The organism is Shewanella sp. ECSMB14101, from assembly GCF_000773485.1.
GTDB classification, from domain to species: domain Bacteria; phylum Pseudomonadota; class Gammaproteobacteria; order Enterobacterales; family Shewanellaceae; genus Shewanella; species Shewanella marisflavi.
On sequence record NZ_JSFF01000009.1, the window covers coordinates 93,678 to 117,154 of the forward strand.

20 protein-coding genes are annotated in these 23,477 nt (G+C 52.7%); 6 read left to right on the plus strand and 14 right to left on the minus strand.

The genetic code is table 11. The annotated features are described in order from the left end of the window. From NY07_RS09260 to NY07_RS09320, 13 genes are all read right to left on the minus strand, one after another. Positions 1-1,761 carry a GspE/PulE family protein gene (locus tag NY07_RS09260; RefSeq protein WP_033539067.1) on the minus strand — a complete coding sequence of 587 codons (1,761 nt, stop codon included), beginning with the start codon at positions 1,759-1,761 and terminating at the stop codon, positions 1-3. Beyond that, a complete protein-coding gene (locus NY07_RS09265; RefSeq protein WP_033539068.1) occupies positions 1,758-2,915 on the minus strand; it encodes a tetratricopeptide repeat protein in 1,158 nt (385 codons plus the stop codon). Before NY07_RS09265 ends, NY07_RS09260 begins: the two co-directional genes overlap by 4 nt. Then, a complete protein-coding gene (locus tag NY07_RS09270; protein WP_033539069.1) occupies positions 2,912-3,817 on the minus strand; it encodes an ExeA family protein in 906 nt (301 codons plus the stop codon). Before NY07_RS09270 ends, NY07_RS09265 begins: the two co-directional genes overlap by 4 nt. Before the next feature lie 5 nt (positions 3,818-3,822). Next, positions 3,823-5,502 (minus strand): pilus (MSHA type) biogenesis protein MshL, encoded by a 1,680-nt coding sequence (mshL, locus tag NY07_RS09275; RefSeq protein ID WP_033539070.1) that lies wholly within the window; start codon positions 5,500-5,502, stop codon positions 3,823-3,825. After that, on the minus strand, positions 5,503-5,829 hold the full coding sequence (locus tag NY07_RS09280) for a hypothetical protein (protein ID WP_081953804.1): 327 nt from the start codon (positions 5,827-5,829) through the stop codon (positions 5,503-5,505). It abuts the gene before it with no gap. Continuing rightward, positions 5,810-6,466, minus strand: coding sequence for an MSHA biogenesis protein MshJ (locus tag NY07_RS09285; RefSeq protein ID WP_033539071.1), 657 nt, complete (start codon positions 6,464-6,466; stop codon positions 5,810-5,812). The genes NY07_RS09280 and NY07_RS09285 overlap by 20 nt, the downstream gene beginning before the upstream one ends. Continuing rightward, positions 6,463-7,068, minus strand: coding sequence for a PilN domain-containing protein (locus NY07_RS09290; protein WP_033539072.1), 606 nt, complete (start codon positions 7,066-7,068; stop codon positions 6,463-6,465). The genes NY07_RS09285 and NY07_RS09290 overlap by 4 nt, the downstream gene beginning before the upstream one ends. Beyond that, on the minus strand, positions 7,069-7,947 hold the full coding sequence (locus NY07_RS09295; protein ID WP_033539073.1) for a hypothetical protein: 879 nt from the start codon (positions 7,945-7,947) through the stop codon (positions 7,069-7,071). It abuts the gene before it with no gap. A 237-nt stretch (positions 7,948-8,184) separates the two neighbouring features. Continuing rightward, positions 8,185-10,095 (minus strand): RNase E specificity factor CsrD, encoded by a 1,911-nt coding sequence (gene csrD / locus NY07_RS09300; protein WP_033539074.1) that lies wholly within the window; start codon positions 10,093-10,095, stop codon positions 8,185-8,187. 172 nt (positions 10,096-10,267) lie between these two features. Next, complete coding sequence (locus NY07_RS09305) at positions 10,268-11,515, minus strand: malic enzyme-like NAD(P)-binding protein (protein WP_033539075.1); 1,248 nt, start codon at positions 11,513-11,515, stop codon at positions 10,268-10,270. Between the two features lie 179 nt (positions 11,516-11,694). Next, positions 11,695-12,465, minus strand: coding sequence for a thermonuclease family protein (locus NY07_RS09310; RefSeq protein WP_033539076.1), 771 nt, complete (start codon positions 12,463-12,465; stop codon positions 11,695-11,697). Positions 12,466-12,620: 155 nt separating this feature from the next. Next, positions 12,621-12,833 (minus strand): 50S ribosomal protein L31, encoded by a 213-nt coding sequence (rpmE, locus tag NY07_RS09315; protein ID WP_011864187.1) that lies wholly within the window; start codon positions 12,831-12,833, stop codon positions 12,621-12,623. Between the two features lie 187 nt (positions 12,834-13,020). Next, positions 13,021-13,758 carry a hypothetical protein gene (locus NY07_RS09320; protein WP_033539077.1) on the minus strand — a complete coding sequence of 246 codons (738 nt, stop codon included), beginning with the start codon at positions 13,756-13,758 and terminating at the stop codon, positions 13,021-13,023. 279 nt (positions 13,759-14,037) lie between these two features. On the opposite strand from NY07_RS09320, the gene priA reads away from it, so the two are divergent. From priA to NY07_RS09335, 3 genes are all read left to right on the plus strand, one after another. Further along, positions 14,038-16,233: a primosomal protein N' gene (gene priA, locus NY07_RS09325; RefSeq protein ID WP_033539078.1), complete on the plus strand. Its 2,196-nt coding sequence runs from the start codon at positions 14,038-14,040 to the stop codon at positions 16,231-16,233. Between the two features lie 139 nt (positions 16,234-16,372). Then, positions 16,373-18,118: an arginine--tRNA ligase gene (gene argS / locus NY07_RS09330; protein ID WP_033539079.1), complete on the plus strand. Its 1,746-nt coding sequence runs from the start codon at positions 16,373-16,375 to the stop codon at positions 18,116-18,118. Positions 18,119-18,132: 14 nt separating this feature from the next. Continuing rightward, positions 18,133-18,708 carry an SPOR domain-containing protein gene (locus tag NY07_RS09335; protein WP_033539080.1) on the plus strand — a complete coding sequence of 192 codons (576 nt, stop codon included), beginning with the start codon at positions 18,133-18,135 and terminating at the stop codon, positions 18,706-18,708. 108 nt (positions 18,709-18,816) lie between these two features. Here NY07_RS09335 and NY07_RS09340 read toward each other — a convergent pair whose 3' ends face one another. Next, positions 18,817-20,511: a hypothetical protein gene (locus tag NY07_RS09340; protein ID WP_033539081.1), complete on the minus strand. Its 1,695-nt coding sequence runs from the start codon at positions 20,509-20,511 to the stop codon at positions 18,817-18,819. A gap of 577 nt (positions 20,512-21,088) precedes the next feature. Between NY07_RS09340 and hslV the strand changes: the two genes are divergently transcribed. The 3 genes from hslV to NY07_RS09355 all read left to right on the plus strand — a co-directional run bounded on the left by hslV (position 21,089) and on the right by NY07_RS09355 (position 23,467). Next, complete coding sequence (gene hslV / locus NY07_RS09345) at positions 21,089-21,613, plus strand: ATP-dependent protease subunit HslV (protein WP_033539082.1); 525 nt, start codon at positions 21,089-21,091, stop codon at positions 21,611-21,613. A gap of 55 nt (positions 21,614-21,668) precedes the next feature. Continuing rightward, positions 21,669-22,994 carry an HslU--HslV peptidase ATPase subunit gene (hslU, locus tag NY07_RS09350; RefSeq protein ID WP_033539083.1) on the plus strand — a complete coding sequence of 442 codons (1,326 nt, stop codon included), beginning with the start codon at positions 21,669-21,671 and terminating at the stop codon, positions 22,992-22,994. A 77-nt stretch (positions 22,995-23,071) separates the two neighbouring features. Beyond that, on the plus strand, positions 23,072-23,467 hold the full coding sequence (locus tag NY07_RS09355; RefSeq protein ID WP_033539084.1) for a gamma-butyrobetaine hydroxylase-like domain-containing protein: 396 nt from the start codon (positions 23,072-23,074) through the stop codon (positions 23,465-23,467). Positions 23,468-23,477: the final 10 nt, after the last annotated feature.

Here is a 23,477-nt window from a genome sequence, read left to right on the forward strand (position 1 = left end):
TTAGCCCTCAATCTCATGTTGGTGGATCATCTCCTGGGACAGCGGGATCTGGGCATCGCTGGCATCTTCAATAAGCTTGGCCACCTCTTCGATAGTCGTCATTCCCTCGGCCAAATATTGCAACGCCGACTCGGCCAGCGGCGTAAAGTTAGAACTCTGATAAGCCGCCATGGCAAACGCCTGTGGATTGCCGCTACGCATCGCTTCAATCATCGACTCATCCAGCTCCAGGATCTCAAACACCCCGATACGGCCGCGATAGCCGCTACCGTTACAGCTCTGACAACCTGTGCCTATGCTGAATTTCGCCTGGCTAAAATCACGCTCGCTGATGCTGCGCAGCCAAGCCTGATCGGCAGGGCTCAGTTGATGGGGCTGCGCGCAGTTGTGACACACGCGGCGCACCAGACGCTGGGCGATGATCACTCTTAAGGCACTGGCTACCAGGTAACTGGCAGCGCCCATATCTAAAAGACGCAAGGCACTGGTGACCGCATCGTTGGTATGCAGGGTCGATAGCACAAAGTGGCCCGTGAGTGCGCCTCTAAGGCCGATCTCGACCGTTTCCTGGTCACGCATCTCACCGACCATGATGATGTCCGGGTCCTGACGCAAGGTGGTGCGCAGCACATTGGAAAAATCTAGGCCTATCTTATGGTTAACTTGTACCTGGTTGATACGCGGCAGTTGATATTCCACCGGGTCTTCCACCGTGATGATCTTGCGATCGGCGGTGTTCAGTTCACTCAGCACACCATAAAGCGTCGTGGTCTTACCGCTACCCGTAGGGCCGGTGACCAGAAGCATGCCGTGAGGGCGTTTGATCTGTTTGCGCACCCGCGCCAGCATCTCGGCCGGCATGCCGGTTTCATCTAAGGTCAACAAGCCCGCAGATTGATCCAACAGACGCATCACCACAGACTCGCCGTGATAGATAGGCATAGTCGACATACGCACATCTATCTTGTGGCCCTTGATCTCCATATGAAAGCGACCATCCTGGGGCAGTCGCTTCTCGGAGATATCCAGCCCCGCCATCAACTTAAGACGCAATACCAGCGCCGAGGCGATATTCACCTCCTGCAGAGTGTTCTCCTGAAGCTGGCCGTCGATACGCTGACGGATCCGCAGCACCTTGTCACCCGGCTCAATATGAATATCCGAGGCGCGCATCTGCACCGCATCTTCAAAGATCGACTGCAGCAGCTTAACCACTGTGGTTTCGTTATCGCTGTCGGCATCGGTCAGGCTAGCCAGATCGAACTGATCGTCGGCGGCATATTCCTCTTCAAGCCTTCCGGCGATCTGCGCGATCTCACCGGTGCGGCGATAAAGATTATCGAAGGCCTCCAGCAGTTGAGTCTCGGTGACCACCGCAATCTTGATCGCCTTAGGCGCCAGCAAGACTTCGATATTATCCATCGCCTGTAGATCGGCCGGGTCACTCATGGCCACCAGCACATGGTCGCCATTATCTTCGACCGCCAGCGCGCGATAGCGACGGGCCTGAACCTCGGGTAAAAGATTCACCACCTGCGGCGGTATCGCCCGGCGACTGATATCCAAGAAGGGAATATTAAGCTGCTGCGACAAAAACTTAAGCAACTGCTCTTCTGTGATGCACGAGAGATCAATAAGGGTTCGCCCAAGCTTTTTGCCTGTGTTTCGCTGCTCGGCCAGAGCCTGACCCAGCTGCGCTTCGCTGATGATCGCTTCCTGTACCAATAAGTCGCCGAGGCGCATCTTTAACTTGGGTTTCACTCAATATCTCCTAACTGGGTCAGTCGCTGCTGAACGAAGGCGCTCGCCAGCTCTGACAAGCCGGGTAAGGCCAGCGCCTGACCATAAGCCTGCTTGGCACTGGCATACTTTTGCTGGGAATCCAAGGCATAGGCCTGCCCCATCCACCACTTGGCCTGACGAGGCTCGACGCTTACCAAGTGTCGATAACTCTCTTCAGCCAAGGCATATGCTCCACTCTTCTGGGCCAGATGACTCTGCATTACCCACTTCTGTTTGGCGAGCAAGTGCTGGTCGGGGATTTTTCCAAGCGCTGCGAGTGCCCCGGCATCATCGCCCTTGTCTGCCAACACTCGGGCCAGCAGGAGCGCATAATCAAACTCTTGTGGATAAAGAGCAAGCCCCTGCGCCAGCACAGATTCAGCCTGGTCGAAACGCCCCTGACCATAGTAGAGCGCCGCCAGATGTTGCCGCGCCTCATGCAGCGCGGGATTAAGACGCAGCACCTCGGTAAAATCACCTGCGGCCTGAGACAAGTTTCCACCCTCTTGGGCCAGCTTGGCCTGACTAAGGCGTTTCTCGGCCATTGCCTCTGGCGACAGCTGCACCTCGGTCACCGCCATGGTGCCAGCGGGTTTGACTGTGTTGGGCTCAGCCTCATGCTTAGGGCCGGCCTTGATGGTTTCGCCTCTATTGTCAGACCGAGTATCTAAGGATCCCTTTGCTGGCAGCAGAGTGTCAGCCGTTGGTTGCAGGGTAGTTAAACTGTCGTTCAGCTTCTGCTTCTGCTCACCCTGCGCCAGCAACTGAGACTCTTCACCTAGAGCCGCATTTACTATTGATGTTGAGGGCTGTTCATGAGCTGAGGGCTCAACTCCACTTGATGCTAGAGCCTCTTCCCCCACCACAAAATTGTTATTACCGGCGGCGATCTCCTGGGTCAGCGCTTGATTGTCCTGCTGCAGTGCCAGATTGGTTCGCTCTAACGCGCCAAATCGTGCCCAGGCAAAATAACCCAAGACCAGTAACGAGAGTGATAGCAGCAAGAGCAGCAACCAGGGCAGACGCGACTGCGGCGCCTGACGATATTGCAGTGGCGGTACAGGCAGCTCATCCAGGCCATGGGACTGCTGGCGCTTATCCAGATCTTTAAGCATGGTATTGATGACGCTCATGCCAGCCCCCTGGTCAACCAAAACCAGAGCGCACCACCACACAGCGACAGCGCTCCTGCGGTGCCCAACCACCAGCTGGCTAAACTGCTTTTTGCGGCATCCTGGGTATCGGCAATCGCCGCCTTCACATGACTAGTTGTCACCTGCTGCGCCCCTTCGCCATAGGTCAGCAGCAGAGATTTATGGGACAAGATATTGATGAGTCTTGGAATTCCTCTGGCGGCGCGGGCAATAAGCCGACTCTCTCTATGACCAAATAGATCCGGGCCGCGATAGCCGGCCACCTGAAGTCTATGGGCCTGATAGGCGCGAGTCTCATCGCTGGTCATCGGCCTGAGGTTATAGCTAAAGGTTATTCGTTGCCTTAGCTGGCGAAAATTAGCCTGTTGTAGACGATTATCCAGCTCTGGCTGACCAAATAGCACAACCTGCAACAGCTTGCGGCTCTCGGTTTCCAGGTTGGTAAACAACCTTAGCGCCTCCAGACTCTCATCTGGCAAGGCCTGGGCCTCATCGAGCACTAAGACGATTGAATGACCGTGGGCGCTCAGCGCGATCAGTTGCTGCTGGATCAGAGTGGTTAATCGCTGCTGATCAAGCTCGGCGTTATATTTCAGCCCAAGTTCCAGCGCCACCGCCCAGCGTAGCTCGCTGGGACTCAAATAGGGATTGGGCAGATAGGCACAATGAAAACGCTCGGGAATATCGTTAAGTAACTTTCTGCAGATCAGTGTTTTACCTGTACCCACCTCGCCGGTCACCTTGATAAAACCTTCTCCTGTCTGGAGGGCCGTTTGCAGCACTTGCAGCGCCTCGACATGGGGCGCCAAACCGAAAAAGAATCCGGTATTGGGCGTCAACGAAAACGGCGCCTCAATGAGGTTAAAGTGCTGCAGGTACACAGCCTTTACTCCTGCTTCTCTTCTGGGTACCAGCGATCCAACAACGCCTTAGAGCGCTGCAGCTCGGTCTGCCAGGTATCGGCGCCCACGACCGTAGGCTTAAGCAGGATCACCAGCTCAGTCTTGCGTAGTGAATTAGAGCGGTTGGTGAAGGCTTCGCCCAGAAACGGGATGTCCCCCAATAAAGGTACCTTAGAAACCAACTCTATATTCTCGCTCTTCATCAGGCCGCCGATCACCACGACATCGCCGGTATTGGCCTTGATGACGGTATCTGACTCGCGGATCTCGCTCTGTGCCAGGGGAAGCTCGAGAGTGTTGTCTGACACCTTAATCGACTTGTTCTGTTCCTTGATGTCGATCACCGAAGGATGGATATGCAGCAGCACATTGCCCTCTTCGTCGATCTGCGGCGTCACATCCAGGGCGATACCCGAGAAGAAGGGAGTCAGTTCCACTTCGGGCGTGGTCACAGGTGTGGTGCCTGCCACTGTGGTCGAGGAGACATCGGTTACGAAGTACTCGTCGCGGCCTACCTTGATCACCGCCTTCTGGTTGTTCGATGCCGTGACCCTGGGGCTGGAGAGCACATCAACATCGCCCTGGGTATCGAGCAGATTAATCATGGTGCTAAAGTCTTTGCCCTTCACCTGTAAAGACGTAATCCCGCCAATGGCTGAAGTGATCACATCACCCAATCCATCAGGAGAGGGCGAAGTGCCGAACTCTACACTGTTGTTACCGCTTTGACCCAATACGCTTTCCCAATGGATCCCCTGCTGATAACCGTCAGACAGGGTAACCTCAAGCACCTTGGCTTCGAGGATCACCTGACGCTGCAGATGACTCTCGGCGGTCTTGATAAAGGTCTTCACCTGCCGCAGTTCATTGGGGTAGGCTCTGATGGTGACCAAGCCCGCCTGTGGGCTGACCACCACCTGTCGACCATCGCCGGTACTGCCGATTATCGATTCCAGGATATCCTTCAGTTCCCCCCAAAAATCTGTCTTAGTCTTTGAGCGAATAAAGGTACCATTGGTGGTCTCGTTACTATTGTTGTTACTACTGTCGTTGCTGTTGTTCGAGTTATTGTTGTAATTATTGCCGTTGTTGCCATTGTTATTACTGTTGTTATTGTTGTTGTCTGAGATCCGTCCGGAATTTACCGAGGTCAACGACAGGCCTTGACGCTCCATGTAGAGATAGTTCAGCGGAATAGTCTCGGTGCGCATACCTGCGGGGAAAATCCGTAAAATGCGTCCTTCGCGGCTCACCTCATAACCATAGATATCCTCAACCACCTGCAGCGCCTCACTCAGGGTGACTCCCTTAAGCGACAGGGACACAGTGCCGGTCACATTAGGATGCACTGCCACACTCAGGGGCGTACCCTGTACCAGACTTGGGAAAAAGACCTTGGCATCCACATCTTTAGCCGACACATCGAAACGACGCTCACTGGGTTGGCTAGGCGAGAGAGAACTCAACAAGGCTGATGACTGTAATTCTCGCTGCACCGAATCAGGCATCACTGCCGCTGGCGGCGGTGTTTTAGGTTTAGTCTGCGCCGCTGCAATCGAATTATCGATAGCCGACTTTGACTCGACTGGCTGGGGACGATCCGTAGTCTGACAGGCGGCTAACATCAGCACGAACAGAGGTGTTATGGTTTTCATCGCAGTCATTTATTGTCCCTTAGTCACTGTTACTTCCGGGTAGAGCTTGAGCTGACGGCCATCGGCAAGCCAGACTCCTTGCTGAGTGATGCGAGTGATCCTCACACCGGCTACCCTGTCACCTTTGGTGAACGTCTTGTTATTAATAATGGCCGTCGCCGACTGGTTGGTGATTATTAGGCTGTTTAATATCAGTGGCTGTCCACCCTGGCCCAAGCCAGCGCTTGTCACCCCAGCGCCGGGGCGAGTCGGGTCCCTCAGGGTCTGCGCCGACAATTGAGTCACGCTAAGGCAGAGAAGCACCGCCAGCCACACATTACTCTTGATTCGCAACACTGATAAAATCCTTATTGATACTGAGGGTGTAGACCTCTAACATCACCTTCGCCTTGGGGTAGTCGCCCACGACATAATCCAGATGGCGCCAGTAAAGCTTGCTTGGCATAGACTCAACTGCCTGAATGAACTTGAGCGTGGCAAAATAGTCGCCAACAAATTCAAGCCTAATCCCATGGCTATAGAGATTGAGCTTCTGCTCATCGCCCAGAGCCAGTAACGGCGTGGGCGCTAAGGATTCAAACCCCTGTAGCTCGATCCCTTTTACCCGCCCTAACAACTCACCTAGCATGGTCGGCATCTTGTCGGCCGGGACCATATCAACCATCTGAAACGACAACTGTTGGTCGATATCTGCCATCTGCTGTTGCAAACTGGCCAGACGTTGGCGGTACGCTTGATCTGGGTCTTTTGCCAGCGTCTCCTGATACAGGGCTATCTGTTGCTGAGAGATCTTATTCTCAGCATTTAAGGTGTTGATATTGGTCTGCAAACGGCCCCTTTGCTCCAGCTGAGACTCCAGCGGCAGATAGAGAAGCATGCCAATCACCACCACGACCGCCAAAGCGATCATCACTCGCTCCCGCTGGCTTAACTGATTAAATGCTTCACCCCAACGTGTCATCAGCTGCTTCATTTCATCGGCTCCTCATCACGCTGACTGCGCAGCACAAAGCCCAGCGGCTGCTTGTCACCACGATTCATGGTGAGCGTGCTAAAGGCTTGCCCTTTGAGCGGCTCGACCCCTTGCAGACGTGCCAGCCAAAGCGGCACGGCATTTGGCGCCGCGCTAAAGCCTTCAAAGACAAACTGATCTTGTTTCACCTGAATACGGCTCAGCCAGAGCTGATCGTCGGTCACCTGTGCCAGCCCTATGAGTAGTGGCGAATAGCCTTTGCTGGTCAAGCTTTCTACCTGAGATAGCTCACCAAGCAGCAACCGCTTTAGCTCGACCTGCTGCGACAGTAAATCCACCTCTTGCACCAACTCGGCAGAGGCGCTGCGCTTAGCAATAGCCTGTTCAAGCTGCGCCTTTTGCTGGTCAAAAGCGCGTTTGTGTTCAAGCAGCTGAGCCTTGTCGCTTTCCAGGCTGTTAAGATTGAAATAGGCCAGCAAGTTGGCCGTCAACATCAGCACTAATAGGCCTAGGGCCAACTGTGTTAGACGCGCAAAGGAGAGGCGCTGCGCCGGAGGCAACAAAGAAGCGTTATAAAGGTTAACTCGCAGTTTCGGATTCATCTAAGCTAACTCCTCCGTTTGGCGTTCAAGCTCCTTGAGCGCCCACTGAGCCAATTTATCCTGCACCCTGTCGCAGGCGATCACCTCGACACCTTGGTCGAAGTTTTTCGCCAGCAATTGGGCTAATAGCTGATGCTCTCCGCCCATCAGGAGTCCAATGGACGCCACGGGCGCCTGGCGTAGCTGACTCTCGAAATAGTCCATGGAGCGCTGTAACTCTAGGCTAAGATTATCGGCCACACCTAGCTGCAGATCTTGGCTCGACACCTTGTCTATCTGGCTAAATCCACGAATACGACGCTGCATATAGAGCTGGCCCTGCTTGACCACTGTCAACAAGAGTTCGCTACCTGGCTTATGACACAGCACCATGCGCGCCAACTTGTCCTCGGCGCCATAGTTGCTAATGGCCATCTCTTCGATACTGATCCCGGCTATCGTCACATCATGTTGTGCCGCCTTGACAAGCTCCTGAAGCCAAGCGCGGTTCACCACCACGACGGTCACCTTATTGGTGGTCGACTCAGGTGCCTCAAAATAATCCAGATGCAGCAGTTCAACCGGCTCAGACACCATATCCTTGATCGACCACACCAACGCCTGATGCAACTCCTCGGGTTCGACCATAGGTTTGTCGACCACCAGCAGTTGGTAAAAGTCTTCACTGAGCACAAGTTGCAGATGCGGAGCGGGGATCTTGTCGGTCAATGCCTTGAATAACGCAGACCAGTTATTGCCATCGATGGCTAGAGAGAAAGGGATAGCATCGCCATCGCGTTGAAAAAAGGTAACAGTAGCGGCGTTTATGTAGACGCCCAAATTGACTCTATCGTGTTTTTTTTGCCAAAAGGCAAACTTACTCAAAAGACTGTTTTCCATTTTTAAGCATATCCATCAATTTGATACTCACGCGCCATGAGTGTCCCAAATCGCTCTACCTCAAAACGAGGGCCGATATTGCCTCGAGGAAAGCGTCAAAATAATAGCGTTATTGTAGCGACTAATCGCCTAATTTTATAGAAAAAAACAAATATCAATTAGATACACTTGGATAAACATAGAACAGTAACCCGGCACTAACAAGCCTTTATCAAGCCCTGCAAGGCGGTAACAAAATCACCCCACTTCCATGGGCTCACTAAAAAAGCTGCCCTGACCGGCACTCACCCCTAGAATTTTTAGGGTCTGCCACTCTTCAAACGACTCGATTCCCTCGGCAAAAACCTGCACTTCACTGCGGTATAGCCCACCGATAAGACTTCTTACAAACAACTGATTTTCTTGACGTAAGTGTATCTGACGCACGATAGAACGATGTAGCTTGATCAGATCGAAACGACAAGACTGAATATACTGAGTGCTCACCACCTGCTGGCCTACCCGGTCGACACACAGGCTGGCGCCCATCTTGGCGATCATATCCAGCGGCGCCTTCAACTTAGTCAGGTTGTTCACCAAGATATCTTCATTGATCTCGAAGATCAGCCGAGGTGTCAGATGACGATACTCCAGTAAAGTGGTTTTCAGCCAACGGATAAAGGCTCGGCTGGTTAAGGTATCCAAAGAGAGATTAATACTGTATTGGCGACCATCCTTGGGGGAGCGCGGTAACAGATCGAATAACACGGCCTCGATCACCTGACGCTCAATCTGAGGGATCAGACCGCACTTGATCGCCATAGGTAAAAACAGCGTGGCCCGCACCAGATTGTCATTATTGTCACGTAGCCGACATGAGACCTCGCTATGGTGCTCCTCACCATCGCTGTCCAGTACAGACTGAGTAAAGGGCACCACACGTTTATTGACTAAGGCATATTCGAGAAAACTTCGCCAGCGCACAGAGCCTCTGGCAAACTCCTCATCCACCGCGCCCTTGTCATACATAAACCAACCGCTATTACCCTGGAACTGCGCCGCCCGCAGCGCCATCTCTGCCTCTTCGATCAGCTGCTCTTTGCTCTCGCCAACCTTAAAGTAGGCCACGCCGATATGGAAAAAGTCGTCACGGTTATTCACCCCTTCGAGAGGTTGACTCAGGCATACCTTTAGCAATCGGGCGGCCAGCTTTTCGGCGTCAGCCAAAGAGATCTGCGGCACCACGATGGCAAACTGGTTGTAGGAACGACGGGAGAAAATACTGTTGGCCTGACTATCCAGCAGATGACTGATACCGGCAATCGTCTGGCTGAGCAGTTCTTGAATGCTAAACTCATCGGCCTCCTGCTGTAGCAGATCCAGATCTTCCATCTCCAGTAGCAAGAGCACCCCTGGGGCCATCATGCCATCCTTGTTGCTCAGCGCATCGAGACGATTCTTGAGAAACAGGCGATTACCTATGCCAGATTCGGGATCGAGGAAGGTGTTGGAGCGGATAAACTGATCGAACCTGGCGCGCTGTTTCTGTGCATCGTCCAGTTCAAGCAGCATCTGTGTCAGGGCTCGGTTGATCAGTCTTGGTCGGCCATGACCTGTCTCCGCCAGCGCCTTATCATAATCCCCCGAGAGAATGAGATGGCTGCGCTTGGCCAGATCTTCTATGCCTTGCAGCTGCTGGGCCAGCCAGAGGTAGCCTCGCCTCACAAGCAGGATTACGGCGATACAGCCCAGCAAAAAGACCAGGCCGCCATGCCAACTGATGTTATGCAGCAGGAAAGGCTTGAGCAGGCTGATCTGAAATCTTAGTTGTAAAGGTTCACTCAGCACCCTGTCGTAGTTAACGACGCTCTGCTGATGATCACCTCTATCGAACCGGTACAAGGTCTCATCGCCGCGGATCAGGGTAAATGTTTGTGCATCGTAGGCAGCCAAAATCTGAGGTAGCCAGATATCTAGGTGTTGAAGTTCATGGCGCACCTGATGTTGCAGCAACATCTCTTCAAGCTCGCTGATCTGCTGCTGTTGAAACTTATAGGTGAGCTGAATAAAACTGACCAGGGCGGTCAGCAGAAAGATAAACGCCACCGCAGCAAGGGAAAGCAGCCAAAAGCCAGTTAACTTCTTAGTGAGGAGTTGTGTTAATTTCATTTCCGCTTCCTGCAGGATTATTATTATTTTTTACGACTGAAACCGCTTTAACTTCAAGGATAACAAAAGGCTTTAGCTGCGAAGCTGAGTAACATCACTTACCATACAAATAAAGCGGTAAAGGCACAATAAAAAAGGGCCCTAAGGCCCTTTTCTTATCGCTATGACCTGATTAGGCCATGTAATGCTCAGGCAGTGTAGGCAATGCCGCCACACCCGATTCGATGGCAGCTTGTGCCACGGCTTTCGCCACATTTGATAATAGACGTGGATCCATTGGCTTAGGGATCACATAGTCTGGGCCGAACTTCAGCTCAGACACATCTGGATAAGCCGCCAACACTTCGGCAGGAACAGGCTCTTTCGCCAAGGAAGCGATGGCATGTACCGCGGCAATCTTCATCTCATCGTTGATCTGCGAGGCGCGAACATCTAGGGCGCCACGGAAGATGAAGGGGAAACAGAGTACGTTGTTGACCTGGTTCGGGTAATCACTACGACCCGTGCCCATGATGAGATCCTTACGCACATCGTGCGCCAGCTCAGGCTTGATCTCAGGATCTGGGTTTGAACAGGCGAAGATCACCGGCTTGTCAGCCATCAGGGCTACATCTTCAGCACTTAATACGTCTGGACCCGACAGACCAAGGAAAGCGTCGGCGCCCTTGATCACATCTTGCAGGGTACGCTTGTCAGTGTTGTTAGCAAACAGCGCCTTATACTCGTTGATATCTTCGCGGCGGGTGTGAATAACGCCCTTACGATCCAGCATATAGACGTTCTCACGCTGCACGCCACACTTGACCAGCATAGTCATACAGGCGATAGCGGCCGCACCGGCGCCCATACAGACAAATACCGCGTCTTCCAACTTCTTGCCCTGGATCTCTAAGGCATTGATCATACCCGCTGCGGTAACAATAGCCGTACCGTGCTGATCATCGTGAAACACTGGTACGTTACAACGCTCAATCAGTGCCTTCTCAATCTCGAAACACTCGGGCGCCTTGATATCTTCCAAGTTGATACCACCAAAGGTATCGGCAATCGCCTCAACCGTGTTGATAAACTCTTCAGCGGTGCGGTGCTTCACTTCGATATCTGTGGCATCAATATTGGCAAAATGCTTGAACAGCAATGCCTTGCCTTCCATCACAGGCTTAGAAGCCAATGGCCCCAGGTTACCCAGACCTAAGATGGCCGTTCCGTTAGAGATAACGGCAACCGTATTCCCTTTAGCGGTATAACGATAGGCATCGTCAGGATTGGCGGCGATCTCACGTACAGGTTCTGCCACACCCGGACTATAGGCAAGCGCCAGATCCATGCTGGTCTCGGCGGGCTTAGTCAAGCTAACGGCGGTTTTGCCTGATACGGGGAACTCATGATAGTCAAGGGCTTGCTGACGGAAATCGGCCATTTTAGTAATCCTGCAAAAAATGCGACAAGTGTATTCAGAGTAAGGTCTTATTTGCCCCGTCTCGCTCCCTCATAGACCGAGAAAAACGACACGAGCCATTAGGGCGCTAAGATACTCGAAATTAGACGATTTTTAAACAAGATATTAGAAAATTTCAGTTTATTATGAAGCTAAAAGGTCTAAGGCTTATTTTGCAAACTTATCTGTGAGGGATGATGGGCAATCATCTGCCACTTTTTGTAGGAATAATACAACTCACCACGCACTATTACCGGACTTTCAAGCAGGTTTAGGGTCAAAATGTTGCTAAATTTACCAGATTCTTCTCTAGGTATACCCACATAAAAACTTTCATCGATAATCAGCCACAAATGCTGACCTTTTCTTTCAAAACCTGTGACCACTCCTCTGACCTCTCGCCAGCGATTACGATCATCGCGATCGAGCTCATTGGGCGATTTGGCCTGATAACTTTCATGGCTCCATAATCCACGCTTCTGCTGACGGGCCTGAAGCTCGATATTGGCCAGACACTGCCAGAAATAGTCGTTTTGATAAACCCGTGCCTTGGCATACCCCTGACTGAGCATGATTTCCTGCAGATGCTCTCCCGACTCGGTATAGACATAGGCAAGTGTCTTTCCTTGTGGATCCAGTCGCTTACGATCATAGGACAACAGGAGTTTCTGACCAGGTACCAGGCGCCCTGCCAGAAAATTTCTCGCCTGATCGGCAAAGGGCTCCGACAATTCAGGGTAATGAGTATCGATTTCAGGAGAGTCGATGCCGATAAGCCTGAGCTTACGGTCATCTTCCAGCATTAAAGTATCGCCATCGATCACTGACTTAAACACCACGGTCTCGTCGTAATGGGTAGGAGCGCATACACTTGTGCTAGCGGCGGTCAGGCTCGACCAGAGGTAAAGAGAGAGTGCCAGAGTCTTACCCATAATTAATCGCTTCCCTAGATTAACGGCTTAGTAACCAGTTATATCATAACCTTAGTATCAATGAGCATTCTTCTCGTGCCGATCGCCAAGATAAAGTCACAGGCAACAAAAAAGGCGCCATATAGGCGCCTTTTTCAGAGTTCTTTGCAAAAGAATTACTTCTTGCCAAGCATACCGAAACGCTTGTTGAACTTGTCGATACGTCCGCCGGTATCCATAACTTTCTGGGTACCAGTGTAGAATGGGTGACATGCACCACATACGTCCAAGTGCAGTGGCTTACCTGCAGTTGAGTTTACTTTGATAACGTTACCACAAGTACAAGTTGCAGTGATTTCAGCATATTCAGGATGAATGCCTGGTTTCATTGGGATTACCTCAAGTTTAAGGCCATGTCGCACTTCCAACCCGAAGTCGGACACCACATGCAGTTAATAAAATATTTAGGCGCGAGATAGTACAGGATAGCAGCAATAGATACAAGCATCCCCGGCAACTATTCACCCCCTTTATCTAAAATAATCGCCAGCAGGCTGAGACGCCAGCCCAAGGGCATTATTCGGCCTGTAACGACTCGAAGGTTTCTCTGGCGCGCTTGGCGTCGCGATAGCTCTGCTTGAGTGATTCTGACGGACAATTGAGCTTGACATCGGCTCTTAGTCCATTGATTTTGCCGCCATTAAAGGCTTTAGGGTTGGCGTCAAAAATGGCCAGCATGGCGCCATAGGTCGAGAGTTCCCAACTCGCCGCATAGGCTGAGCCTAGGCGCCACAGTGTCTGAGGCGGCTGATAGTCAAGCTGACAATTTGACGTCACCAGTGCGTCATTTGTAACAAGCGCACTGCCCACTGGCACTTTCGTTTGCCCGGAAGCAGTGCTAACTTGAGAATGTGCTGGCTGCTGGGCAGGTATCTGCGGCTTAACCTCTGCCTTGGCCGCGACACGAGCCCCCCCCTCAAACAGAGGTATGCGTTTGATCTCCTGCCAGCGATTGATCTGATATTCCTGTACCACTAATTGGGCATCGCGATCTTCCACGTCCTCCACCCCACTGAGCAGTAGCATATAAGTATTCATGGGTTTGACCATCAAACGTTCGCGGCCCGACTTCTGCTCGACGATAAACTGCACTTTATCCAGGTTCACCGATTGCGCGACGATATTAACTCTCAGGCTAGGGCTCTGCCCCAGGCCCGACAATCGCTGATTGATACTGACATGGCTCAACTGGGCCCAAGCCCCCTGACTCGCAAACATCAATCCCAGCATCACTAGAAATAGCGCTCTTCTCATCGCAACCTTCTTATCCCTTTTTGAGGTGGATTACCCTGATGAAAAGATGCTTATCCCTACGCCGCCTTACTCGGCTTGCGCTAGCGCAACTCTTCTTTGGGGTTTATGCTATTAAGCACCAAGCTCCTTGATGTTTCAACAATTTTGTCACATCTAGTGGCCCCAAAAGCACCGGCTTTTCCTCAGCCAGCATTATGACAGATTATGGTAGCCCTCACCCATGAGTCTGGGTACACTTGCTCTACAGTTCTAGAAGCCAGCCGAGTCCCGACCGAATTTATGTCCCTGTTTGTCGAAGTTGCCCTGCCCGTCCCCATGCGCCAAGCCTTTAGCTATCGTGTCAAAGAGACAGATATGGCCAAAGCCGATATAGGCGTCAGGGTGCGTGTCCCTTTCGGTCGGCAGCAACTTATCGGCCTGGTCACCGGACTCTCGGATCAGTGCGATCTGACACCGACTCAGATAAAATCTGTCATCGCCTTCCTCGACGACCAAGCTGTGCTGCCCCCCTCGCTCTACAAGTTGACCCAATGGGCCGCGCGTTACTATTTTTGCAGCCTGGGACAGATGCTCTCCCAAGCGCTTCCCGTGGCTCTGCGCAAAGGCGCTGAGGTTGAAGCGCAGCAACTGAAGATCTGGCAGGTGACCCCCCAAGGTCAAGCCGCCGATATAGACACGCTTAAACGCGCCCCCGCCCAGCGCAAACTGCTACATGCCCTACTTGAAACGTCCCTCAGCCAAGAGGAGATCAATGCCCTGGATCTGAGCAAGACGGCACTTAAGGCATTAGCCGAGCGAGGCTGGATCGAGTGTATCGAGAAGCGCTGCGAGACCGACCTTAGCTGGCGCGATAGCCTTGAACTTGGCGAGGCGCCCCACCAACTCAATCCCGAACAGGCGATCGCCGTAGCCACCCTGAATCAACAACAGGGTTATACCTGTTCGCTACTGGAGGGGATCACTGGCTCGGGCAAGACTGAAGTCTATCTGGCCCTGCTGGAAACCGTGCTCAAACAGGGTAAACAGGCCCTCATCTTAGTGCCTGAAATTGGCCTGACACCCCAGACGATCAGCCGCTTCAAACGCCGCTTCAAGGTACAGGTCGCGGTGATCCATTCGGGGCTAACAGACAACCAACGCCTGAGTGCCTGGCGCCAGGCCAGAAGCGGTGAGGCGGCCATCATCATAGGCACCCGCTCGGCGCTATTTACCCCCATGCGCTACCCCGGCATCATCATCTTAGATGAGGAACACGACAGCAGCTTTAAACAGCAGGAGGGCGTTGGCTATCACGCCCGGGATCTGGCGGTGATGCGCGGCCACTTGGAGAAGATCCCTGTGCTGCTGGGCAGTGCAACCCCCTCACTGGAAACCTTGCAAAATGCCTTGGCGGGCCGTTATCAACACCTGAGCCTGGGCAAGCGGGCCGGGGCCGCCGAAAAGGTGCGTCAGGGGATCATCGATATCCGCAACCAGCCCCTGAAAAATGGCTTATCTCACGCCTTACTCAACGAAATGCGCATCCATCTGGATGCAGGCAATCAGGTGCTGCTGTTTCTCAATCGCCGCGGCTTTGCCCCGGCGCTGCTCTGCCACGAGTGCGGTCATCTGCATGAGTGCGATCGCTGCGACGCCTTCTTCACCGTGCATCAATCCCTGGGCGAGATCCGCTGCCACCACTGTGGCAATCAATACGCAATCCCCAAACAGTGCCACCAATGTGGTAGCACCATGCTGATGGGCCAAGGAGTGGGTACCGAGCAGTTGGCTGAGGCGCTGGCCAAGGAGTTTCCCAACTATCCTGTGGTACGCATCGATCGTGACACCACCAGCCGCAAAGGGGCACTGGAAGGTCACCTCAATGCCATCCATAAAGGCGAGTACAAGATCTTGGTCGGCACCCAGATGCTGGCCAAAGGGCACCATTTCCCCGATGTCACCTTAGTGGGACTGCTGGATGTGGATGGCGCCTTGTTCAGCGCCGATTTTCGCGCCCCCGAACGTTTCGGCCAACTCTATACCCAGGTCTCAGGCCGTGCCGGCAGGGCGCGTAAGGCGGGAACTGTGCTGCTACAGACCCATCAGTGCGACAATCCGATTTTGCGCGAGTTGATGCATAAGGGCTATGGCGAGTTTGCCCGTGGTCAGCTGGAGGAGCGTAAACAAGCCCTGCTGCCACCGGCCTGGCATATGTTGCTGCTGCGCGCCGAGGCCCACCGAGCAGAAGATGCCGACAGTTTCCTGACCCAGGTCGCCGCTCTACTGCCCCAAAACGAAACCTGCGAAGTGATAGGCCCAATGCCCGCCCCCATGGACAAGAAGGCGGGCAAGTTCAGACGTCAGCTGATGTTTCAAACCAAGACCCGCGGCCAGTTACAGCAGGCGTTTGAACAGGCTCAGCCGCAGATTGAAGCCCTGCCGCTGGCCAAGAAGTGTCGCTGGAGTCTAGATCGCGACCCACAGGATCTGCTGTAAGCAAAAAAAGTGAGAATAGCGTAGAAAAATCCGTCCAGAGGATAGCAATTAGTCACCACAAGCGGCTAAAATACGCGGTTATCCCTGAATCTTTCATATTTAGGGTCTTTTGACCCTAGCAACTATCGATTAAACGCCAATGAAATCACATATTCAATCTTTGCTCGAACAAGCCATTAATACTCTAAAACAACAGGAGATAGTGCCTGCGGATTTTGAGGCTCGTATTCAGGTAGACCGAACCAAAGACAAGACCCACGGTGATTTTGCCACCAACCTGGCCATGATGCTGACCAAGGTGGCCCGCAAGAATCCTCGTGAGATAGCACAGCTGATAATCGATAGCCTGCCACAAGATAGCCAAGTGGCTAAGGTCGAGATTGCCGGCCCAGGATTTATTAACTTCTTCATCGATGAAAACGCCCTAACCAATCAACTGATGGCCGCACTCGATGATGATCATCTAGGCGTTACGCTACCAACGCCACAAACAGTAGTGGTCGATTACTCCTCGCCGAACCTGGCCAAAGAGATGCACGTAGGTCACCTACGTTCAACCATTATCGGCGACAGCGTGGTACGCGCCCTTGAATTCCAGGGCCACAAGGTGATCCGTCAAAACCATGTTGGCGACTGGGGCACCCAGTTCGGCATGTTGCTGGCCTATATGGAAGAACTACGAGCCCAGCATGGCGAACAGGCTCAGGTTGAGCTGTCTGATCTCGAGAGCTTCTACCGCGCCGCCAAGGTACGTTTCGATGAGTCTGAAGAGTTTGCTACCCGCGCTCGCCAACTCGTGGTCGAGCTGCAATCGGGCGACGAATACTGCAACAAGCTGTGGCGCGAGTTTAACGATATTTCACTTAGCCACTGCCATGAAGTCTATGAGCGCTTGGGCGTAAGCTTGACCCGTGCCGATGTGCGCGGCGAAAGCGCCTACAACGATGACCTTGAGCAGGTAGTACAAGATCTGGATGCTCAAGGCCTGTTGTCTGAAAGCAACGGCGCCAAAGTGGTCTTCCAGGATGAGTTTCAAACCAAAGAGGGTGAGCCTCTGCCGGTGATCATCCAAAAAGCCGACGGCGGTTTCCTCTATGCCACCAGCGATCTGGCGGCGATGCGTTATCGCTCAAACGTGCTGAAGGCCGATCGCGCGCTCTACTTCGTCGATCTGCGTCAAGCTCTGCACTTCCAGCAGGTATTTAGCCTGGCGCGCACCGCTAACTTCGTTCGCCCTGACATGAGCCTGGAGCACATGGGCTTTGGCACCATGAACGGTGAAGATGGCCGCCCATTCAAAACCCGCTCAGGCGGTGTGGTGAAACTGGTTGACCTACTCAGCGAAGCCGAAACCCGTGCACTCGATCTGGTTCGCAGCAAGAACCCTGATATGGATAAAGCCGAGCTTGATAAGATCGCCAAAGTGGTAGGCATAGCCTCGGTGAAATATGCTGACCTGTCGAAGAACCGCGCCAGCGACTACATCTTCAGCTTCGAGCAGATGCTGAGCTTCGAGGGCAATACCGCTCCTTATCTGCTGTATGCCTACACTCGTGTTGCGGGTATCTTCAAGCGAGCGGCCGATGTCGACCTAACAGGTGCCAGTATTAAGCTTGAGCATGATAAAGAGAAAGAGTTGGGCAATAAACTTGCGCAGTTTGGTGAAGTGCTGAGCCGTATGGTGACCAAGGGTCAGCCCCACGCCCTGTGTGGTTACCTGTTCGAATTGGCTGGCGCTTTCTCTAGCTTCTACGAGGCCTGCCCGGTACTGGCGGCCGACTCAGAAGATGAGAAGAAGAGCCGTCTGCTGCTGGCACAGCTTACCGCTAAGACCTTGAAACAGGGTCTGGATCTACTGGGTATCGAAACCTTAGAGCGCATGTAATTTAGGGCGGTAAGATGAGCAATCGCGATTACGCCAATAGAAAACCCGCGTCTAAGGGACGTAAAAGCATCGGAGGCCGGCGAAAAGCCGCTCCGGCGCCTCGTCGATTTCCGGTTTTCCTCTCGCTGGTGACCTTGGGCTTAGTCGGTGGTTTCGGCTACTTCCTCTGGAGCATCAACGATAGTGCCGACAAGGTTGAGCCTCAACCTGAGGTTGAAACGGTCAAAAAGCCTGTGGTCAAGAAAGACCCCAACGCGCTGCCGCCAAAACCTAAAGAGGAGTGGACCTACCAACAGGAGCTGGAGAACAAACAGGTCGAGGTGGACATTCCGGAAAATACTGCACCTACTCGCCCCTATCAGATGCAATGTGGCTCCTTCAGAAAAGAGGCTCAGGCTAACGAGATGAAGGCGGTGATCGCCTTCCAGGGCTTAGAGGCTCAGGTGCGTAAGGTCAGCGGTAGCAACGGTACTTGGTACAAGGTGGTCTTAGGCCCCTACGAGCGTAAACGCCTTGCCGAGAAACATCGCCACATCCTGCAGCGCGGCGGCCTCAACGGCTGTCAGATCTGGTTCTGGGAAGGGGGTTAACCTCAGCCCCCCAAAAAATGGGCCTGAGCCCGTTTGTGATCTGCGCAGACAACAAAAAGCCAGCATATTGCTGGCTTTTTCATATCCACTTTAAGCGTTAATCAAAGCTTAGTTTTGAATAATGGTTGCCGAGTTGCCAAAACCACCGGCTTGAACGATAGTGGCGTTGTCATTCATGCCGAACTGGTTGATGGTCGCCAGGTTATGTGCGCCATCCTGACCCAGACCTGATTGCTCTATCATGGCGTAGTTATCATCGCCTTGTTGCAGCAGCACAGCATCATTGTACTCACCACCGCTCTGGTTAACCCAACCTTCGTTGTTGTTACCAGTCTGGTCGATATCGGCCGCACCAAAGTCGCCCATCTGAGCCACAGTCACGCGGTTCAGCGACGCCGTCTGATAAACATCGGCCATGTTTGCTGTACCGCTCTGGCTCACCACAGCGCCTTGATCCACACCATCCTGATTAATATTCACGATACCATCCACGCTAGCAGTTTGGTTTACGTCGGCGTTTAATTGACTACCTGGGCCCTGGGCTACAAACACCGCCGAACCATTAACACTAGACTGCATCACAGTTGCAGTAGAGTTGGCGGCTTGGTTCTGCGCCACGACAACATTACCGCTTTCGCTACCATCGATTTGATCGACAAACACCATGGCATTGTCTGATTCATTAAGCTGACTCACCAGCGCAATATTGCCGTTACCCGCCTGGTTAACGCTGGCCTCTGCCAGATACGAAGTATCTTGGTTAATGTTGACGTTGTTAAGATTACCTACAGTCGTCACAGTCGCCGATGCCGGCTCATGGAAACCGAAGCCATACTGACGCACTGTGGTAGTGTTAGAATCACCGGTCACATTCACGGTCGCCTCGCTGTCGTTCACATGCTCTTGGTTGACAGAGGCGATGTTAGACTCACCGTTTTGCATCACGCTCAGGCTGGTATTGATAGCATGCTGCTGTAGTGTGGTCACCTGGTTATAGCTGCCAGTTTGCGCCACGATCGCCGAAACATTCAGGCTGTTATCATCCTGAGTCACGTTCGCCATATTCTCAACGCCGCTGCTTTGGGTTACGTTGGCGGTGCCGATGGAACCGTTAAGCTGATTGATGGTGATAATCGAGTCGGCAGAGCCATCCTGAGTCGCGTTGGCCAGAGATCCATTAGTGATCTGGTTAACCACGACTTCAGATTGCTCGGCATTGTTCATCTGGTTAACGTTGGCGATATTGTTGGCGCCAGTCTGCACGATAGTCGACAGTGCATCGGTCGAGGTATCTTGATCCGAGGTCGCAGTGTTGTTGTTACCTGTCTGCACAATGGTTGAACCGGCTGGGTTGTGGATACCAAAACCATACTGCCTGATATCGGCTAGGTTGGCGTTACCTTGCTGCTGAACTGTCGCTTGGGAATCATCAACATGCAGCTGGTTAACATCTGCATTGTTACCCTCACCAGCTTGAGTCACAGTCGCCTGGGTGTTGACCATATGCTCCTGGTTGATGGTGGCAGTGTTTGATGCCACAGACTGAGTCACCATGGCGCTTGAGTTAGCGACGCCACCCACCTGGTTAATGATTGCCGTTTGCGCATCACCGGCTTGGTCAATACTCGCCGAGCTGTCAAAACCCAAGGCAGTATTGATAGTTGCGCTATGGTTAGTGCCCGTCTGCACGGTTGTAGCAATGTTACCTGAACCATTTTGTGACGTAATGGCTGTGCTGTCGGCAGCGTGAGCAGTGCCTATTGTCATCGCAATGGCGGCGGCCAGTGGAAGTAGCTTTGTCATGAGTAATATCCTTTACTAAATATGTCAATCAGGCGGTAAGCGGCAACCGCCCGGTAAGCATCACCCTAAGTGATGTCGTCCTATGCAAGTTTCAGCAGTAACATGAAACTGCGATGACCAGAGACTCAACCTTCATCGCCCATATCCATCTGTCGGCGCGTCCTGCGAAGGTTAAGGTAAGCGTCACTGTGCAAATAGTTGTCTATCGACTCTTACACAGTGAACGATTTTCCTTTCATCCACATGTTTGGAAACAAGCGCCAGCCATAGCCAGCAGGCAAGAGTATGCAAAGATGCCATCCCATCATCGTCCAGCTAAGGTATGAAAGCCCAACCCCAGGAGGCTAGTTTTGCACCGCTACTCCCCCTCTTTAGTATTAGCCGCTTTGTCATACTCAAAGGGTAAGCCAATAAAAATGCTTAGCTTTTTAATCGATACTGCATGAGAGGCTATTTTTCCCCTCCAGCGCAGGAAAGCGACTGACAACCTCCCTTGAAAAACAAAATGCCATCCCCATATCTAGACTATTGTCCACCGATGGGTTTCCTACCCCTCGGCTAGAGAAGAGGAAATATCGTGACCACAATCGTTTCAGTACGTCGCAACAATCAAGTTGTCATCGCCGGTGACGGCCAGGTATCACTGGGAAACACAGTGATGAAAGGAAACGCTAAAAAGGTTCGACGCCTATATCACAACAAGGTCCTCGCGGGCTTTGCCGGCGGTACCGCCGATGCCTTTACCCTGTTTGAACGTTTCGAAGCCAAATTAGAGATGCACCAGGGGCATCTGATGCGCGCCGCCGTCGAAATGGCCAAAGATTGGCGCTCAGATAAAGTGCTGCGCAAACTCGAAGCCCTACTGGCAGTAGCCGATACCGAGTGCAGCCTGATCATCACAGGTAACGGTGACGTCGTGCAGCCAGAGAACGATCTCATAGCCATAGGCTCTGGGGGTAACTTTGCCCAGGCCGCGGCCACGGCACTACTTGAAAATACCGATCTCAGCGCCAAAGAGATCGCCGAAAAGTCTTTGACCATTGCCGGTGACATCTGTGTATTCACCAACCAATTCAAGACGATCGAAGAACTGAACTACTAGCACTGAGCTCGCTCACTGTTAACAAACGTATGCACCCAAGCATTAAGGGATACTTATGTCTGAGATGACTCCACGGGAAATTGTTCACGAGCTGGACAGTCACATCATAGGCCAACAGAACGCTAAGCGTTCGGTCGCCATCGCCCTGCGTAACCGCTGGCGCCGCATGCAACTTGACGCCGATCTGCGCCAAGAAGTCACCCCAAAAAATATTCTGATGATAGGCCCAACGGGTGTAGGTAAGACAGAGATCGCCCGCCGATTGGCTAAACTGGCCAAGGCACCTTTCATCAAGGTCGAAGCCACCAAGTTTACCGAAGTGGGTTATGTGGGTAAGGAGGTCGAACAGATCATCCGCGACCTGACCGACGCCGCCATCAAGCTGACCCGCGAAGAACAGATGGCCAAGTGTAAGTTTAGGGCTGAAGAAGCGGCCGAAGAGCGTATTCTCGACGCGTTGCTGCCTAAGCCGAAGGAAGATTGGGACACTGAAAAAAAAGATGACACCAACACTCGCCAGGTGTTTCGTAAGAAGTTGCGCGAAGGCCAGTTAGACGACAAAGAGATAGAGATAGATATCGCAGCCCCTCAGGTGGGTATCGAAATCATGTCGCCTCCAGGCATGGAAGAGATGACCAATCAGCTGCAGAGCATGTTCCAAAACATGGGCCCTGGTGCCAGCAAGCGCCGCAAGATGACCATCAAAGAGGCCTATAAAGTTTTGATCGAAGAGGAAGCCGCTAAGCTGGTTAACCCTGACGATCTCAAAGAGCAGGCCATCGAACTGGTTGAGCAGCACGGCATCGTCTTCTTAGACGAGATAGATAAGATCTGTAAGCGTGGTGACACCTCAGGTCCAGACGTTTCTCGTGAAGGGGTTCAACGCGATCTACTTCCTCTGGTGGAAGGCTGTACGGTTAATACTAAGCATGGCATGGTTAAAACAGACCATATCCTGTTTATCGCCTCGGGCGCGTTCCAGATGTCTAAGCCATCGGATCTCATCCCTGAGCTACAGGGTCGTCTACCGATCCGCGTCGAATTGGAAGCCCTGTCTGCCGACGACTTTAAGCGTATTCTGACCGAGCCCCACGCCTCGCTCACCGAGCAGTATGTGGCGCTGATGGGCACCGAAGGCGTTAAGGTAGAGTTTAGCGAATCTGGGATTGACCGCATCGCCCAAGCCGCCTGGCAGGTAAACGAGCGCACCGAAAACATTGGTGCCCGCCGCCTGCATACCGTGATGGAGCGCCTGATGGAAGATCTTTCATTCGAGGCCTCTGACAAGTCTGGTAGCACGACCTTGATCGATGCCGACTATGTCAACGCTCATCTCGATAATTTAGTACAGGACGAAGATCTCAGCCGCTTCATCCTGTAAACTTAAAGGGCCCGTCAGTTCCCCTGCGGGCCCTCTTTTTAACCTAACACGCTAGCGTTCCAGCAAAAGGCAAAGCTATGACTCCTCAAAGCGACACCCCAAAGGTCACCGGACTAAAACTGAAACGTAAATCTCGTCTGCTGGAGGTGAGTTTCGACAATGGTCAGAGCTATACCCTCAGCTGCGAGCTGTTACGGGTCTACTCGCCCTCGGCCGAGGTGCATGGTCACGGCAATCCTGTATTGGTGACCCATAAGAAAAACGTCAACATCAACGCCATCACACCTGTTGGCAACTATGCGGTTAAGCTAGTGTTCGACGACGGCCACGATACCGGCCTTTACTCCTGGAAGGTGCTCTATGACCTGGCCACCAATCAGGTGGAGTTATGGGAAAACTATCTGGCGAGATTACGCGCCGCCAAAGCCAGTCGCGAGCCATTGATCGACATGGCAGTGAAGTATCACACCTAGTCAGTCAACG